Origin of the sequence: Pseudomonas sp. LFM046, from assembly GCF_000949385.2 — a bacterium.
Lineage (GTDB): Bacteria > Pseudomonadota > Gammaproteobacteria > Pseudomonadales > Pseudomonadaceae > Metapseudomonas.
Genome location: NZ_JYKO02000001.1, coordinates 5,425,395 through 5,441,114, shown reverse-complemented (window position 1 = coordinate 5,441,114; position 15,720 = coordinate 5,425,395). Strand labels below are relative to the sequence as shown.

The 15,720-nt window shown below is 67.4% G+C and carries 12 protein-coding genes; 11 read left to right on the top strand and 1 reads right to left on the bottom strand.

Annotated elements, in window-relative coordinates:
- The first annotated feature begins 35 nt into the window (after window positions 1–35).
- From TQ98_RS24990 to TQ98_RS24960, 7 genes are all read left to right on the top strand, one after another.
- The gene (locus TQ98_RS24990; protein ID WP_044873027.1) at window positions 36–3,647 is read left to right on the top strand and encodes a DUF2339 domain-containing protein; all 3,612 of its coding nucleotides are present in this window, start codon (window positions 36–38) and stop codon (window positions 3,645–3,647) included.
- On the top strand, window positions 3,644–5,026 hold the full coding sequence (locus TQ98_RS24985; RefSeq protein WP_044873026.1) for a DUF3999 domain-containing protein: 1,383 nt from the start codon (window positions 3,644–3,646) through the stop codon (window positions 5,024–5,026). Before TQ98_RS24990 ends, TQ98_RS24985 begins: the two co-directional genes overlap by 4 nt.
- Before the next feature lie 172 nt (window positions 5,027–5,198).
- Window positions 5,199–6,848 carry a histidine kinase N-terminal 7TM domain-containing protein gene (locus tag TQ98_RS24980; RefSeq protein ID WP_044873025.1) on the top strand — a complete coding sequence of 550 codons (1,650 nt, stop codon included), beginning with the start codon at window positions 5,199–5,201 and terminating at the stop codon, window positions 6,846–6,848.
- 155 nt (window positions 6,849–7,003) lie between these two features.
- On the top strand, window positions 7,004–8,014 hold the full coding sequence (locus TQ98_RS24975) for a class 1 fructose-bisphosphatase (RefSeq protein WP_044873024.1): 1,011 nt from the start codon (window positions 7,004–7,006) through the stop codon (window positions 8,012–8,014).
- Window positions 8,015–8,018: 4 nt separating this feature from the next.
- On the top strand, window positions 8,019–8,618 hold the full coding sequence (locus tag TQ98_RS24970) for a DUF924 family protein (RefSeq protein ID WP_044873023.1): 600 nt from the start codon (window positions 8,019–8,021) through the stop codon (window positions 8,616–8,618).
- A 56-nt stretch (window positions 8,619–8,674) separates the two neighbouring features.
- The gene (gene bamE / locus TQ98_RS24965; RefSeq protein WP_044873022.1) at window positions 8,675–8,929 is read left to right on the top strand and encodes an outer membrane protein assembly factor BamE; all 255 of its coding nucleotides are present in this window, start codon (window positions 8,675–8,677) and stop codon (window positions 8,927–8,929) included.
- Window positions 8,926–9,495, top strand: a complete 570-nt coding sequence (locus tag TQ98_RS24960; protein WP_044873021.1) for a lipocalin family protein — start codon at window positions 8,926–8,928, stop codon at window positions 9,493–9,495. Before bamE ends, TQ98_RS24960 begins: the two co-directional genes overlap by 4 nt.
- A 21-nt stretch (window positions 9,496–9,516) precedes the next feature.
- On the opposite strand, the gene TQ98_RS24955 is transcribed toward TQ98_RS24960, so the two are convergent.
- Window positions 9,517–10,881, bottom strand: a complete 1,365-nt coding sequence (locus TQ98_RS24955; RefSeq protein ID WP_044873020.1) for a formimidoylglutamate deiminase — start codon at window positions 10,879–10,881, stop codon at window positions 9,517–9,519.
- Window positions 10,882–11,070: 189 nt separating this feature from the next.
- On the opposite strand from TQ98_RS24955, the gene hutC reads away from it, so the two are divergent.
- The 4 genes from hutC (at window position 11,071) to hutU (ending at window position 15,629) form a co-directional block, all read left to right on the top strand.
- Window positions 11,071–11,823, top strand: coding sequence for a histidine utilization repressor (hutC, locus tag TQ98_RS24950; protein WP_044873019.1), 753 nt, complete (start codon window positions 11,071–11,073; stop codon window positions 11,821–11,823).
- The gene (locus TQ98_RS24945) at window positions 11,820–12,407 is read left to right on the top strand and encodes a HutD family protein (protein ID WP_044873018.1); all 588 of its coding nucleotides are present in this window, start codon (window positions 11,820–11,822) and stop codon (window positions 12,405–12,407) included. Before hutC ends, TQ98_RS24945 begins: the two co-directional genes overlap by 4 nt.
- Window positions 12,408–12,651: 244 nt before the next feature.
- The gene (locus tag TQ98_RS24940; protein WP_044873017.1) at window positions 12,652–13,659 is read left to right on the top strand and encodes an ABC transporter substrate-binding protein; all 1,008 of its coding nucleotides are present in this window, start codon (window positions 12,652–12,654) and stop codon (window positions 13,657–13,659) included.
- A 299-nt stretch (window positions 13,660–13,958) separates the two neighbouring features.
- Complete coding sequence (gene hutU, locus TQ98_RS24935; protein WP_103103088.1) at window positions 13,959–15,629, top strand: urocanate hydratase; 1,671 nt, start codon at window positions 13,959–13,961, stop codon at window positions 15,627–15,629.
- The last annotated feature ends 91 nt before the right edge of the window (window positions 15,630–15,720 follow it).

Genomic DNA, 15,720 nt, shown 5'->3' with positions numbered 1-15,720 from the left:
CGGCCAAGGTGCTCAATCCTCCGAGTAAATACTGCATGCAATGGATTTTCATGCTGCTTGGCCTGGCCTTCGGGGCCGGGATCGATGAAAGCGTCGTTGGGGCTCTGCTCGGCGGCCTGATGGGGCTGGGACTGGGCCAGGCGCTTCGCCTGCGGGACCTGGCGCGGGAAAATGCCGAGCTGCGCAAGGCGCTGAACGGCTTCGCGGCCCGCTTCGACAAGGGCACCCAGGCCATCCACGAGCGCCTGCTCAAGGTGGAGCAGGGCAGGGCGCAGCCCGCCGCCGAGCCGCCGCCCCCGCCGGCGGAAGAAACCGTCGCACCACTGGCCGAAGCCCAGCCCGAAACTGCGCCCGAAGCTGTTCAGCCGGCCGATACCGACCTGGTCTGGGAGCTGCCGGAAGACGTGCAGGAACCGCCGGTCGCCGCCGCCGAAGTCCGGCCCGCGCCGGCTGCTACCGTCGCGACCGATGCCTGGAGCCGGGACGCGCAGCCCAGCGCTCCGCGCCAGGCTCCCCCGAAACCACCCAAACCCCGCGAACCGTCCCTGCTCGAACGGGGATTCGCCGCCGCCCGCGACTGGCTGTTCGGCGGCAATACCGTGTTGCGCATCGGCGTGGTGCTGCTGTTCCTCGGCCTGGCCTTCCTCCTGCGCTACGCCACCGAAGGCATGGTGGTGCCGGTGGAAATGCGTTACGCCGGCGTGACCCTGGCGGCCATTGCCCTGCTCGGCCTTGGCTGGTGGCTGCGCCGCCGCAACCCCAATTACGGGCTGATGCTCCAGGGGGCAGGCATCGCCGTGCTCTACCTGACGGTATTCGCCGCCATGCGCCTGCATCCGTTGCTGGACCCGACCATGGCCTTCGGCCTGTTGGTGGCGGTGACCCTGTTTTCCGCCATCCTCGCCGTGGCCCAGGACGCCCTGGGCCTGGCCGCCGCCGCAGCCCTGGGCGGCTTTGCCGCGCCGATCCTCACCTCCACGGGCAGCGGCAACCATGTGGCCCTGTTCAGCTACTTCGCCCTGCTCAATGCCGGCATCTTCGCCATCGCCTGGTTCAAGGCCTGGCGGTTGCTCAACCTGATCGGCTTCGTCGGCACCTTCGGCATCGGCTTCGCCTGGGGGCTGCGTTCCTATCGGCCTGAACTGTTCGCCAGCACCGAACCCTTCCTGGTGCTGTTCTTCCTGATGTACGTGGGCATCGGCCTGCTGTTCGCCCGGCGCAAGCTGGCGGAGGCGGTGGATGCGCCGGCTGAGCGCGACGAGCTGTTGCGCTGGTCCGCGCGCCAGGCCGATACGGTGGACGGCACCGTGCTCTTCGGGCCGCCGATCATCGGCTTCGGCCTGCAGGTGGCGCTGATTCGCCACATCGAATTCGGTACCGCTTTCAGCGCCCTTGCCCTGGGGCTGTTCTACATCGTCCTGGCGCGCATCCTGGCGGGCCGCACCGCCGGCCGCGCATTGCTGCTGGTGGAGACCTGCCTGGCCTTGGGCGTGGTCTTCGGCAGCCTGGCCATTCCCCTCGGGCTGGACGCCCGCTGGACCTCCGCCGCCTGGGCCGTGGAAGGCGCGGGCATCTACTGGCTCGGCCTGCGCCAGGGCCGACCCTTGGCGCGGGCCTTTGCGCTGCTGCTGCAACTGGGCGCTGCGCTGGCGTTCCTCGGGAAGCTGCACCCCGCAAGCGAGACCCTGCTGGACGGCTCGCCCCTGGGCGCCCTGATGCTGGGCGCTGCGCTGCTGTTCAGTTTCTGGCAGTTGCGCCAGGCGCCTGTCGAGGCCGCCACGTCACTGGAGCACCGGGGACAGCCTGTGCTGGCCTGCTCCGGGCTGGCATTCCTCTACCTGATGGCGCCGCTGTGCTTTGCCGCCGAAGGCACGGCCATCTCCTGGGCCCTGGCGGGCCTGGCCACCCTGTTCGCCGGGCTCCGCCTGCAATCCCGTACGTTCCTCTTCACGGCCTTCGCGGTGCAGCTGCTGGGCGGCGCAATTTTCCTGCTCGATATCGACGGTTCAGGACTGGGCAGCGGTGGCGTGCCGGGCTGGCGCGGCCTGCTGGTGGCCTCCCTGATCGGGTTGGCGCTGATCGGGGGGATGCTGCTGGCCGCCCGCGACGAGCAGGTGCGCAGCGACACGCGGCTGCTGCGTGGCCTGTCGCTGGTCCTGCTGGCAGGCCTGGCCTTCGTCAACCTGGCGGTGCTGTTCGTCCTGCCCTGGCGCACCGCCGGTGCCGTCTGGGCCGGCAGCGGGCTGTTGATCCTCTGGCTCAGCCTGCACCTGCAACAGCGCGCCGGCTTCTACTTCGGCCTGTTCCTGCAAGTGCTGGCCGGCTTCAGCTTCCTGGCGGTAAGCCCGCTGCTGCTGGGCCAACTTGGCGGCGAGGATCTGCGTCCGCTGGCCCATGCCGGCTTCTGGACGCCGACGGTGCTGGCGCTGGCCGCCTTTGCCGGCGCCTGGCGCCTGCAGCGGGCGGCGCGTGACGAGGCCGCCATGGGCGGCCTGAGTCTCGGCCACCTGTCGCAACTGCTGCTGGCCTGGAGCGCCGGCTGGTGGGCCCTGGCCTGGCTGGCGGAGATCGGCCGCTTCGCCGAACCCGGCCTTCAGGTGCCCCTGGCCCTGCTGCTGGCCGCCGCCAGTACCGCTTTCTCGCTCTGGCTGGCCGGGCGCGAGCAGTGGCGAGCGTTGGCGCTGCTCAGCCTGTTGCTGGCGCCGGTGGGTGTCGTGGCGCTGGCCGTGGCCTGGCAGCCGCAGTACCACCCGGCGGCGGACTTCGGCTGGGCCGGCTGGGGTGCCCTGTTCGTCGTGCACCTGCTGGCCCTGCGTCGGCTCGATGGCCTGCTGCCGGCCGGCGCGCGCGGCGCCGCCCATGTGCTGGGCTGCTGGCTGGTGCTCGGGGTGGTGGCGCTGGAGCTGCGTTACCTGCTGATGCTGCTGTCCGAGCAGTACAACGCCTGGCGCTGGCTGGGCTGGGCGCTGCTGCCGAGCGCCTGGCTGTTGCTGGTGTCGCTGCGCCCGCGCCTGCCGTGGCCGGTGGCGGCTTATCCGCGGGAGTACCGCCTCTGGGCCTCCCTGCCGCTGGCGCTGCTGATGCTCGCCTGGTTCTGGATCGCCAACGCCTGGAGCGACGGCACGGCGGAACCGCTGCCCTATCTGCCGCTGCTCAATCCGCTGGAGCTGGGCCTGCTGTTCGCGCTGCTGGGCGTCTGCCTCTGGCTGCGGGATTGCCTGCCGCAATTCGGCCTGCCGTCGCTGCCGGACTGGGCAACCCAGGCCGTGGCCGGCGTATCGCTGTTCGCCCTGGCCACCGCTGCGGTGTTCCGCTGCGCCCATCACTGGGGCGGTGTGCCCTATGAACTGGCGGCACAGCTGGATTCCATGCAGGTGCAGGCCGGCTTGTCCATTGTCTGGACCAGCATTGCCCTCGGCCTGATGGTCAGTGGCCACCTGCGTGCCCAACGCGAACTCTGGCTGGTGGGCGCGGGGCTGATCGCGCTGGTGGTGGCCAAACTGTTCTTCGTCGAGTTGGGGAACCGGGGCGGTCTGGAACGAATCGTGTCTTTCATTGGCGTCGGCGTCCTGCTGCTGGTCGTCGGCTACTTCGCGCCCCTGCCGCCCAGGCGCGCGGAACCTGAAAAGGAGCGGGTCAGCGCATGATCAATCTGTCTTCCCTGCGTCGTCCCGGCCTGGCCCTGCTGGCCGGTCTGGGGTTGCTCTGCCAGCCGCTGCTCGCCGCCGAGCCGGAGGACTTCAGCACCCGCGTCGAGCTCCGGCTGGACGGCGAGGGGCCCTGGTACCGGCTGGAGCTGCCCATGGCCCTGCACTTCGCCGCGCGCCACGCCGACCTGCGCGACCTGCGGGTATTCAACGCCGACGGGGAGGCCCTGGCCTACTCCCTGACCCGCAGCATCGACAGCGAGCGCCGCGCCCGTCATGAGCACGTGCTGCGCTGGTTCCCGCTGCACGGTCCGGCCGACGACGCTGCCGGCCTGCCCAGCGTGCGGGTGGAGCGCAGCACCACCGGCACCGTGGTGCAGGTGGTGCCGGAAAACCCGGCCGCCTCCGGCGAACAGCTGCGCGGCTGGTTGCTGGATGCCAGCGCCGTGAAGGAACCCCTGGAGCAGCTCAATCTGGACTGGAGTGCCGGCAGCGAAGGCTTCCAGCACTTCCGCATCGAAGCCAGTGACGACCTGCAGCACTGGGAGTCCTGGGGCGATGGGCAGGTGGCGCGGTTGTCCTTCGCCGATCAGCGCATCGATCAGCGCGAGGTGACGCTACCGGGACGCAGCGCCCGTTACCTGCGGCTGCTCTGGCAGAGCCCGCGACTGGCTCCCCAGCTCACGGCGGTAAAGGTGATCAGCGCCAGCCACGAGAACCTGCCGGCCGCCATGGCCTGGTCGGCACCGATGGAGCCGGTCAGTGCGAAGGACGGCCAGTACAGCTGGGAGCTGCCCCTGGGCCTGCCCATCGAACGTTTACGCATTGCCGTGGAGCAGCCGGGGAGTCTGATTCCGGTACAGGTGGAGGCCCGTCGCGACGGCGCGCCGCAGTGGCAGCCGCTGGCTTCCGGCCTGCTCTACCGGCTGCCCCAGGACGGCAAGGAAGTGGCGCGGGAAGAACTGGAGCTGCCCGGCTGGATGGCGGTCAAGCAAGTGCGCCTGACTGCGGACCAGCGCGCCGGCGGCTTCGGCCAGCAGGTGCCGCGTCTGGAAGTGGGCATGCACGCCACCCAGGTGGTGTTCCTCACCCGTGGCAAGCCACCCTTCACGCTGGCCCTCGGCAATGTGGAGTCCAGCCGCGAAGAACTGCCCCTGGCGACCCTGGTGCCCGGCTTCGATGCGTCCCGTCTGGAGAAGATGGGCCGCGCCGAAGCAGTGGCGATGCCGCCCCAGACCGGCGCCCAGCCGGCGGAACGGAAGACGGTAGAGCAGATCATCTGGAAACGTGTCGGGCTCTGGGCGGTGCTTGTGCTGGGCGTCGGCCTGCTTGGCGCCATGGCCATCAGCCTGTTGCGCCGCCCTGCCGCGCGTTCCTGACGCGCGGCACTGTCCCGCAGCGGCGGTAATGGCTTTTTGATGTATCTTTGTCCTGTCACTCTTCGGGCCGCAGATGGCGGTCCAGATTCAGGTCAGGACGGCCAGTGCCCAGCCTTCAGCAGTTCCACCCGCACCACGAACTCCCTCCCGCCGCGTTCTTCGGAGTCCGGCGATGAACGCCTGCCTGGCCAGTGGCTGGAGCCTGAATGCCGCCGTAGCCCTGACCATGGTGGTCGGCTTCGGCGTGATTCTCATGGCGCGCTGGGTGAGCCGCCAGCGCTATTTCCCCGGCCGCGAGAGCTTCATCGTTCTGCACATGGGCATCTTCTGGTGGCTGGCCGCCGCCGGCCTGGAGCTGGCGGCGCAGGGGCCGCAGTGCAAGGTGTTCTGGGCCAGCATGGCCTGGCCGGGGATCATCGGCGTTCCGACCCTGTGGGCGATCTTCCTCTGGCAGTACGTCCACAGCATCCGTGAACCCCTGAGCCCGCGCGGCTACCTGCTGGCGAGTATCGCCCCACTGGTGGCATCCGCCATGGCGCTGAGCAATCCCTGGCACCAACTGTTCTACGGACCCGGCACCGTTCCGGTGGATGCCACGCCCGGCGCGGCGATTCGTTATGACCACGGGCCGCTGTTCAATGCGGTGGCCGTGTATGTCTATGTCTTCATGGTCTTCTGCCTGGGCGTGGTGTCCCGTGCCGCGCTGGCCAGCCGTGGCGTGCACCGCCGCCATTACCTGGCCTTCGTCCTGGTCACCTGCGTGCCCTGGGGCGCCAACCTCAGCTACGTGGTCTACGGCTGGACCCTGTTCGGCTTCGACCCCACGCCCTTCAGCTTCGCCTTCACCCTGGTGGCTTTCGCCTGCCTGATCGTCGGGGTGCGGCTGTTCGACTTGCTGCCGGTGGCCCGCCACCTGCTGCTGGAGGAATTGCCCGACCCGGTGCTGGTGGTGGACCCCCGGCGCCGGGTGATCGATGCCAACCCCGCGGCCCTGGAACTGGCGGGGCAACCCGAGTCCTGGCAGGGCAGGACCCTGGCGAACTGGCCGGTCTACGGTGGCGAGCTGGCGGCCATGCTGGCGACGGGCGGGAAGGAGATGCTGCTGATTCCGGCCAAGTCGTCGCGCTACTTCGAAGTGCGCTGCCGCGAAATCGAGCGCGTTACCCGCGGCGGCACGGCCGTCCTTGGGCAGATGCTCTACCTGCGCGACATCACCGAGCGCCATTGCAGCGAACTCAAGCTGGCCGAGGCCCTGGCCACCAGCGAGGAACGCCTGCGCACCATCACCCGCCTGCACGAGCAGTTGCAGGAACAGGCCCTGCGCGACCCGCTGACCGGCCTCTATAACCGCCGGCACCTGGGCGAACTGTTCGCTCGCGAGCTGACCCGCAGTCAGCGGGATCACACGCCGATCGCCCTGGCGCTGATGGACCTGGACCATTTCAAGCAACTCAACGACCGCCATGGCCACCTGGTGGGCGACGACGTGCTGCGTGCCGTCGCCATCCACCTCACCGGCAACCTGCGGGGCAGCGACGCGGTGTTCCGCATTGGGGGCGAGGAGTTTCTCCTGCTGCTGCCGGGCGCCGGCGGCGAAGAGGCCTTCCACCGCCTGCAGGGGCTCTGTCAGGAACTGGCGGGCAAATTGCTGCCGACGCGCGAGGGGCCGCTGGCGGTGACGCTGTCGGCTGGCCTGGCGGTCTGGCCGGCCCAGGGACAGACCCTGGAAGAGCTGATGCAAGTCGCCGATGCGGCGCTTTACGAGGCCAAGCGCAACGGCCGTAACCAGGTGCGGCGCGTGGCTGAATCCGCAGCCGACTGACGGCTGAACCTGTCGCGGCCCTTGGGCGTCAGATGATTCCGTAGCCTTTGCGGGCTGTGACGGTAAATGTTTCAGCGCCTTCCATCCCGCTTAGAGGCATTGCTATTCGACTCGCGCTAAAATGCGCGCATTTTTCCACCCTCCGGAGCCATTCCATGTCCCGCGTTACCCTGAGTCGCTACCTGATCGAGCAGACCCGAAGCCATAACACCCCTGCCGATCTGCGCTTCCTCATCGAAGTTGTGGCGCGTGCGTGCAAGGAAATCAGCCACGCGGTATCCAAGGGCGCCCTGGGTGGCGTGCTCGGCAGCATGGGCACTGAGAACGTTCAGGGCGAAGTGCAGAAGAAGCTGGACGTGATGTCCAACGAGATCCTGCTGGAAGCCAACGAGTGGGGCGGCCACCTGGCCGGCATGGCGTCCGAGGAAATGGACAACGCCTACCAGATCCCCGGCAAGTACCCGAAGGGCGCCTACCTGCTGGTATTCGACCCGCTGGACGGCTCGTCCAACATCGACGTCAACGTGTCCGTGGGCACCATCTTCTCGGTGCTGCGTTGCCCCGAGCAGCACCTGTCCCAGAACGACAGCCTGAACGAGCAGGCCTTCCTGCAGCCGGGCGCCAAGCAGGTGGCCGCCGGTTACGCCATCTACGGCCCGCAGACCATGCTGATGCTGACCCTGGGCGATGGCGTGAAGGGCTTCACCCTGGACCGCGAACTGGGCAGCTTCGTGCTCACCCACGACAACATTCGCGTGCCGGAAACCACCGCCGAGTTCGCCATCAACATGTCCAACCAGCGCCACTGGGAAGCCCCGGTGAAGCGCTACGTCAGCGAAATGCTGGCGGGCAAGGAAGGCGCCCTGGGCAAGAACTACAACATGCGCTGGATCGCCTCCATGGTGGCCGACGTGCACCGTATCCTGACCCGCGGCGGCATCTTCATGTACCCCTGGGACGCCCGTGAGCCGGAGAAGCCCGGCAAGCTGCGCCTGATGTACGAGGCCAACCCGATGTCCTTCATCATCGAGCAGGCCGGCGGCGCGTCCACCGATGGTCGCCAGCGCATCCTCGACATCCAGCCCACCTCCCTGCACCAGCGCGTGCCGGTCTTCCTCGGTTCCAAGGAAGAAGTGGCCCGCGTCACCGGCTACCACCAGGAGTAAGCCGATGCAGCCCTGGCAGCCCCTGCTCGACTGGTGGTTCGGCCCCGAGGCCTCCGCCAGCCAGACCGCTGGGGCGCGCCAGGGCCTGTGGTTCGGCAAGAAAGACAGTCAGGACGCCGAAGCCCGTGAGCGCTTCGGCGACCTGGTTGAACAGGCTCTGGATGGTGGACTCACCGCCTGGACCGAACAGCCTGACGGCTGGCTGGCGCTGCTTGTGTTGCTCGACCAGTTGCCGCGCATGATCTTCCGTGGCAGCCCGCGTGCCTTTTCTGGCGACAGCCGCGCCCAGGCGCTGGTGGCGGACGGCCTGGCCCGTGGTCTGGATCGACACCTCAGCCCCATTCGCCAGGTGTTCATCTATCTGGTGCTGGAACACGCCGAGGACCTGGCCAGCCAGGAGCGTGCGCTGTACCGCTATCACCTGCTGCTGGACGGCGCCGACGCCCGCGAGCGGGAATTGTTCGCCGGTTTTCTCGACTTCTCCGAGCGCCACCGGGTGGTGATCGCCCGCTTCGGTCGCTTCCCCCATCGCAACGCTGTTCTCGGTCGCGCTTCCAGCGACGAAGAATCCGCTTTCCTGCAGGAACCCGGCTCGCGCTTCTAGAATCGAAGGGGACAGTCATGCGACCTTTCGCGTCCCATCCCCCTTAGGAGTGCTCCATGTCCCTGCGTTCTCTCGCCCTCTTGTCCTGCTGTCTGGTGCTGGTCGCCTGCAACAAGCTCAATCAGGAGAACTATTCCAAGCTGAAGTCCGGCATGACCAAGGCCGAGGTGGAAACGTTGCTGGGCAGCCCCACCGAGTGTGCCGGCGCAGTGGGCTTTACCAGCTGCACCTGGGGCGACGAGAAAACCTTCGTCAGCGTGCAGTACGCCGGGGACAAAGTGCTGATGTTCTCCGGCAAGGGACTCAAGTGAAATCGCTCGCCGCGCTGCTGGCGGTCCTGCTTCTGGCCGGATGCGCCAGCCGGGGCGAAGGGCCGGTGCCGCCGCGCACGGTGGGCGCGGTGGACCTCGCGCGCTACCAGGGCACCTGGTACGAACTGGCGCGGATGCCGGTGTCCTTCCAGCGCGGCTGCGCACAAGCGGAAGCCCATTACGACCTGCAGGACGACGGCAGCCTCGCCGTCCTGAACCGCTGCCGCACGCTGGGTGGCGACTGGAAGGAAACCCGGGGCCGCGCCGAACCCGAGGAAGACGGGCGCACCGACAAGCTCCGGGTCAGCTTCGATACCTGGCTCGCCCGGCTCATCCCAGGCATGGCTGAGGGCAAGTACTGGGTGCTCTACCTCGACGATGACTACCGCACCGCAGTGGTGGGCAACCCGGATCGCAGGTACCTCTGGCTGCTGTCGCGCACGCCGGTGGTGTCGGAGAAGGTCCGGGAACAGTTGCTGGAAGTGGCGGAAGGGCAGGGGTATGACACGGACCTGCTGATCTGGCGCGTGGCGGACAGCGCCCTCTCCCCCAGCCCCTCTCCCTGACAGGGAGAGGGGCCGTGGTGCTTAACGCAGCACTTCCCGCAGAACCTCGGCAAACGCCCGCGCAGTTTGTTCCTCGGCGGCGTGCCGGCCATCCCGCACCACCCAGTTGCCCGCGACCATCACATCCCGCACCTGACGGTCGCCGCCAGCGAATAGCCAGCGGTTGAGCAGGGCGTCGCCTTCGGCGGTGGCGAGGTAGGGATCGTTGCCGTCCAGCACCAGCCAGTCGGCGCGCTTGCCCACGGCGAGGGCCCCCACCGGCTGACCCAGCGCTTGGGCGCCGCCGGCCAGCGAGGCGTCGAACAGGGTGCGGCCGACCTGGGGCTGGTCGGCGCGGTAGAGGCGGTTGCGGCGCTGGTCGCGCAGGCGCTGGCCGTATTCCAGCCAGCGCAGTTCTTCCACGACGCTGACCGAGACATGGCTGTCGGAGCCGATACCCAGGCGGCCGCCCCGGGCGAGGAAGTCCACCGCCGGGAAGATGCCGTCACCCAGGTTGGCCTCGGTGGTCAGGCACAGGCCCGCGACAGCGCCGCTGGCGGCCATGGCCTGCACTTCGTCGGATTCGGCGTGGGTGGCGTGGACCAGGCACCAGCGCTCGTCCACCGGCACGTGTTCATACAGCCATTGCAGGGGACGACGGCCACTCCACGCCAGGCAATCGTCCACTTCCTTCTGCTGCTCGGCGATATGGATGTGGATGGGGCGGCTACCGCGTTCGGCTGCCAGCACGGTGGTGATCTGCTCGGGGGTGACGGCGCGCAGGGAGTGGAAGCACAGGCCGAGTGCCTGGTTCGGCTGGCGGGCGATCTCGCCTTGCAGGCGCTCCTGCAGGGCCAGGTAGCTGTCGGTGCTGTTGATGAAGCGGCGCTGGCCTTCGCTGGGTGCCTGGCCGCCAAAGCCGGCGTGGCTGTAGAGCACGGGCAGCAGGGTCAGGCCGATGCCGGCATCCCGTGCGGCCTGGCTGACGCGCAGGGACAGTTCGGCCGGGTCGGCGTAGTGACGGCCGTCGCTGTCATGGTGCACGTAGTGGAATTCGGCGACGCTGGTGTAGCCGGCCTTGAGCATTTCGACGTAGAGCTGTCGGGCGATGATTTCCACCTGCTCGGGCTTCAGCCGGCCCACCAGGCGATACATCAGGTCGCGCCAGGTCCAGAAGCTGTCGTTGGGGTTGCCCGCCACTTCCGCCAGTCCGGCCATGGCGCGCTGGAATGCGTGGGAGTGGAGGTTCGGCATGCCCGCCAGCACCGGGCCCTGGAGGCGTTCGGCACCATCGGCAGAGGCGTCGACCTGAACCTGTTCGATCAGGCCGTTGGAGGAGACTTCGAAGCGGACGTTGCGAGCCCAGCCTTGCGGCAGCAGGGCGCGTTCGGCGAAGAAAGCGGACATGGTGAGGCCCCGGGGATGGGTGGTTTTATTTGTATATACATATACAGACGTTTGCAGCTGACGTAAACTCACGTCAGTCGCGCACTTGTCTGGAGTTGTCGATTCCGGTACATGCCGGGAGCGGGCACCCAGTTCTGAGTTCACCTGATCATTCCAGGTGTCCGCCACTTCGCCGACAAGGAGATTCCAGTGCCCAGTTCGCCTTCCGTGCCTTCTTCGCTGGCCGCCCAGATGGGGGAGGCCCCTGCGCCACTCTACGCCCGCGTCAAACAGATGATCAGCCAGCAGATCCAGAGCGGCGCCTGGCCGCCCCATTACCGCGTGCCGTCCGAGAGCGAGCTGGTCAATGAGCTGGGCTTCAGTCGTATGACCATCAACCGCGCCCTGCGCGAGCTGACCACCGAAGGCCTGCTAGTGCGCATGCAGGGCGTGGGCACCTTCGTTGCCGAGCCCAAGGGCCAGTCGGCGCTGTTCGAGGTGCACAACATCGCCGAGGAAATCGCCCAGCGCGGCCATCGCCATCATTGCGTGGTGGTCAGTCTGGTGGATGAAGTGGCCGGCCCCGAGCGTGCGCTGGCGATGGACCTGCGTGAAGGCCAGCGGGTGTTCCATTCGCGCATCGTGCATTTCGAGAACGACGTGCCGGTGCAGATCGAGGACCGCTATGTGAATCCGGGCGTCGCGCCCGATTACCTGAAGCAGGATTTCACTCGCCAGACCCCTTACGCCTATCTCTCCCAGGTGGCGCCGCTGACCGAGGGCGAGCACGTGGTTGAGGCCATCCTGGCAGACGCTGAAGAGTGCAGGCTGCTGCAGATCGAACGCGGCGAGCCCTGCCTGCTGATCCGCCGGCGCACCTGGTCCGGGCGCAATACCGTGACCAGTGCGCGCCTGCTTTACCCCGGTTCCCGCTACCGCCTCGAAGGACGTTTCGGTTCATGACCCAATCCCGCCTGCTGCTCGCCGCCGACTATCCCCGCATGCCGTGGAAGAACGGCGCTGGTTCCACCCTGGAAATCGCCCGTGACGCGGGCGACGGTCTCGACGGCTTCGGCTGGCGCCTGTCCATTGCCGACGTGGGCGAATCCGGCGGCTTCTCCGCCTTCACCGGCTATCAGCGGGTGATCACCGTGCTGGAAGGCGCTGGCATGCGCCTGGCCGTGGACGGGCAGCAGTCCCGCGACCTCACCGCCCTGGATGCCTTCGCCTTCGATGGCGACAGCGCCGTGCAGTGCGAGCTGATCGACGGCCCCATCCGCGACTTCAACCTCATCTACTCGCCGCAGCGCTATGCCGCGCGTCTGCAGTGGTTGCGCGTGGATGGCGAGCGCACGCTGTTCTCTTCCGCCAGCACCATCCTGCTGTTCGCCGCCGAGGCCGGGGTGAGCCTCAGCCTCGATGGGCAGGCTTCCAAGGTGCTCGGCCAGCATGATTGCCTGCACCTCGAAACCTCCGGCGCCCTGGCCGAGGTGAAGCTGAACGGCAAGGGCGCGGCCTGCTGCCTGATCGAGCTGACGCCGCGCTGAAAGATTGTTGGGCTTCGGCTAGCTCAGCCCAATCTGCGGCCCATGCGGGCCGTTTTTTGTAGGGGCGAATTCATTCGCCAAGGGCGGCGTAGCTGCCCTGGGGGCCTGAAGGGCAAGCCTTCGGTCTGCTTGGCGAATGAATTCGCCCCTACAGGATTCAAGCCCGCCTGTGCTTCAACAGGCACTATGCCGCCACAGGGTCTAAACCTAAACCTGTCGCCCGCTACGCGCCTCGGAGCTGACCATGCCCCGCCACAGCGTCCTGTTCACTATCGTCCTGTCCCTGCTGCTACCGGCCTCCCTCGAGGCTGAAGCCGCCGAATGCCCCTATTCCAAGCCCGTGGTCCTGGCGGGCCTGAACTGGGAGAGCGGCATGTTCACCACCGAGGTGCTGCGGGTGCTGCTGGAGAAGGGATACGGCTGCAAGACCGACGTCCTCCCCGGTAACACCCTGACCATGGAGAACGCCCTGCGGCAGAACGACATCCAGGTGATTGCCGAGCAGTGGGCCGGTCGCAGCGAGCTCTGGCGCAAGGCGGAAGCGGCAGGAGAAGTGTTCGCCGTCGGCGAGCCGGTGAAGGGCGCCACCGAGGGCTGGTGGGTGCCGGATTACCTGGTGAAAGGGGAGGGCGCTCCCGCCGCCGGTCTGCGATCAGTGAGCGACCTGCCGCGCTTCAAGGCGCTGTTCAAGGACCCGGAAGACAACAGCAAGGGCCGTTTCTACAACTGCCCCACGGGCTGGACCTGCGAAGGGGTGAACAGCCAGAAGCTCAAGGCCTACGGGCTGGAAGACAGCTACGTGAACTTCCGCACCGGCACCGGACCGGCGCTGGATGCGGCCATCAGCTCGGCCATCCGCCAGCGGCAGCCGATTCTCTTCTATTACTGGTCGCCGACGCCGCTGATGGGGCGTTACCAACTGGTGCAGCTTGAGGAGCCGCCCTTCGACCAGAAGGCCTGGGAAACCCTGATCGACCCCAAGAATCCCAAGCCCATTGGCACTCGCTCCCTGCCGGCGAAGATTTCCATCGGTGTTTCCCGCGAGTTGCACGACAAGGCGCCGGCCTTGGTGCGGGCCTTCGAGAAAGTGGAAATTCCCCTGCCGATGTTCAACGGCATCCTCGCGCGGATGGCCGAGGAGCACGCCGAGGCGGGGCCCATGGCCGATGCCTTCTATCGCCAGCACCGGGAAATCTGGTCGAACTGGGTGCCGGCGGATGTGGCGCAACGCCTCGATGCTTCCCTGAGGTGACTGTTACCTAAGGCCCCAGATTCGTGCGCGCCTGCTTCGAAATTGGTCAGTGCGCAGGTGCGGTAACACTTTTTCCCTGCCTTCCCTGCAGCCTGTACGTTCCGTGTTGATCGCAATAAATCCTTTGTATTTCAATATCTTATGATTTCTGTTCGGAAGTCCTGGTGATTTTGGCCCTTTGCTTGCTTATGCTTGTATGTACAAGTTTATATGTGTGCAGACGACTGATGCTTCCTCGACCGTCCCCCGAAGAAGTGCAGTGACGCCGGCCACCGAACTAGCCCTACCAGGAGTCAGCCATGACCAAATTCCGTGACACCGAAATCCGCGCCCCGCGTGGCACCAAGCTGAACGCCAAGAGCTGGCTGACCGAAGCGCCGCTGCGCATGCTGATGAACAACCTCGACCCCGAGGTGGCGGAGAATCCGAAAGAGCTGGTGGTGTACGGCGGCATCGGCCGTGCCGCGCGCAACTGGGAGTGCTACGACAAGATCGTCGAGACCCTGAAGGAGCTGAACGACGACGAGACCCTGCTGGTGCAATCCGGCAAGCCGGTCGGCGTGTTCAAGACCCACGCCAACGCCCCGCGCGTGCTGATCGCCAACTCCAACCTGGTGCCGCACTGGGCCAACTGGGAGCACTTCAACGAGCTGGACGCCAAGGGCCTGGCCATGTACGGCCAGATGACCGCCGGCAGCTGGATCTACATCGGCAGCCAGGGCATCGTCCAGGGCACCTACGAAACCTTCGTCGAGGCCGGCCGCCAGCACTACAACGGCAACCTCACCGGCCGCTGGGTGCTCACCGCCGGCCTCGGCGGCATGGGCGGCGCCCAGCCGCTGGCCGCCACCCTGGCCGGCGCCTGCTCGCTGAACATCGAGTGCCAGCAGACCAGCATCGACTTCCGCCTGCGCAGCCGCTACGTCGACGAGCAGGCCACCGACCTGGACGACGCCCTGGCGCGCATCGCCAAGTACACCGCTGAGGGCAAGGCCATCTCCGTCGCCCTGCTGGGCAACGCCGCCGAGATCCTGCCGGAGCTGGTCCGCCGTGGCGTGCGCCCGGACATGGTCACCGACCAGACCAGCGCCCACGACCCGCTGAACGGCTACCTGCCGATCGGCTGGACCTGGGAGCAGTACCGCGACCGCGCGCAGACCGAGCCGGCTGCCGTGGTCAAGGCCGCCAAGCAGTCCATGGCGGTGCACGTGCAGGCCATGCTGGACTTCCAGAAGATGGGCGTGCCGACCTTCGACTACGGCAACAACATCCGCCAGATGGCCAAGGAAGAGGGCGTGGCCAACGCTTTCGATTTCCCCGGCTTCGTCCCGGCCTACATCCGTCCGCTGTTCTGCCGCGGCATCGGCCCGTTCCGCTGGGCGGTGCTGTCGGGTGATCCGCAGGACATCTACAAGACCGACGCCAAGGTCAAGGAACTGATCCCGGACGACGCCCACCTGCACCGCTGGCTGGACATGGCCCGCGAGCGCATCAGCTTCCAGGGTCTGCCGGCGCGGATCTGCTGGGTCGGCCTGGGCCTGCGCGCCAAGCTCGGCCTGGCCTTCAACGAGATGGTCCGCAGCGGCGAGCTGTCCGCGCCGATCGTGATCGGCCGCGACCACCTGGACTCCGGCTCGGTGTCCAGCCCGAACCGCGAAACCGAAGCGATGCAGGACGGCTCCGACGCCGTTTCCGACTGGCCGCTGCTCAACGCCCTGCTGAACACCGCCAGCGGCGCCACCTGGGTTTCGCTGCACCACGGCGGCGGCGTGGGCATGGGCTTCTCCCAGCACTCGGGCATGGTGATCGTCTGTGACGGCACCGACGAAGCGGCGGCGCGTATCGCCCGCGTCCTGACCAACGACCCGGGCACGGGCGTCATGCGCCACGCCGATGCCGGTTACCAGATCGCCATCGACTGCGCCAAGGAACAGGGTCTGAACCTGCCGATGATCACCGGCAAGCAATAAGGCTGGGGCCCATGTGCAGGGGCGACCTCAGGTCGTCACCCCGCGCATGGGCCTTGCGCCCGCAATGGAGGCACTTCAGAGCGCCATGCAG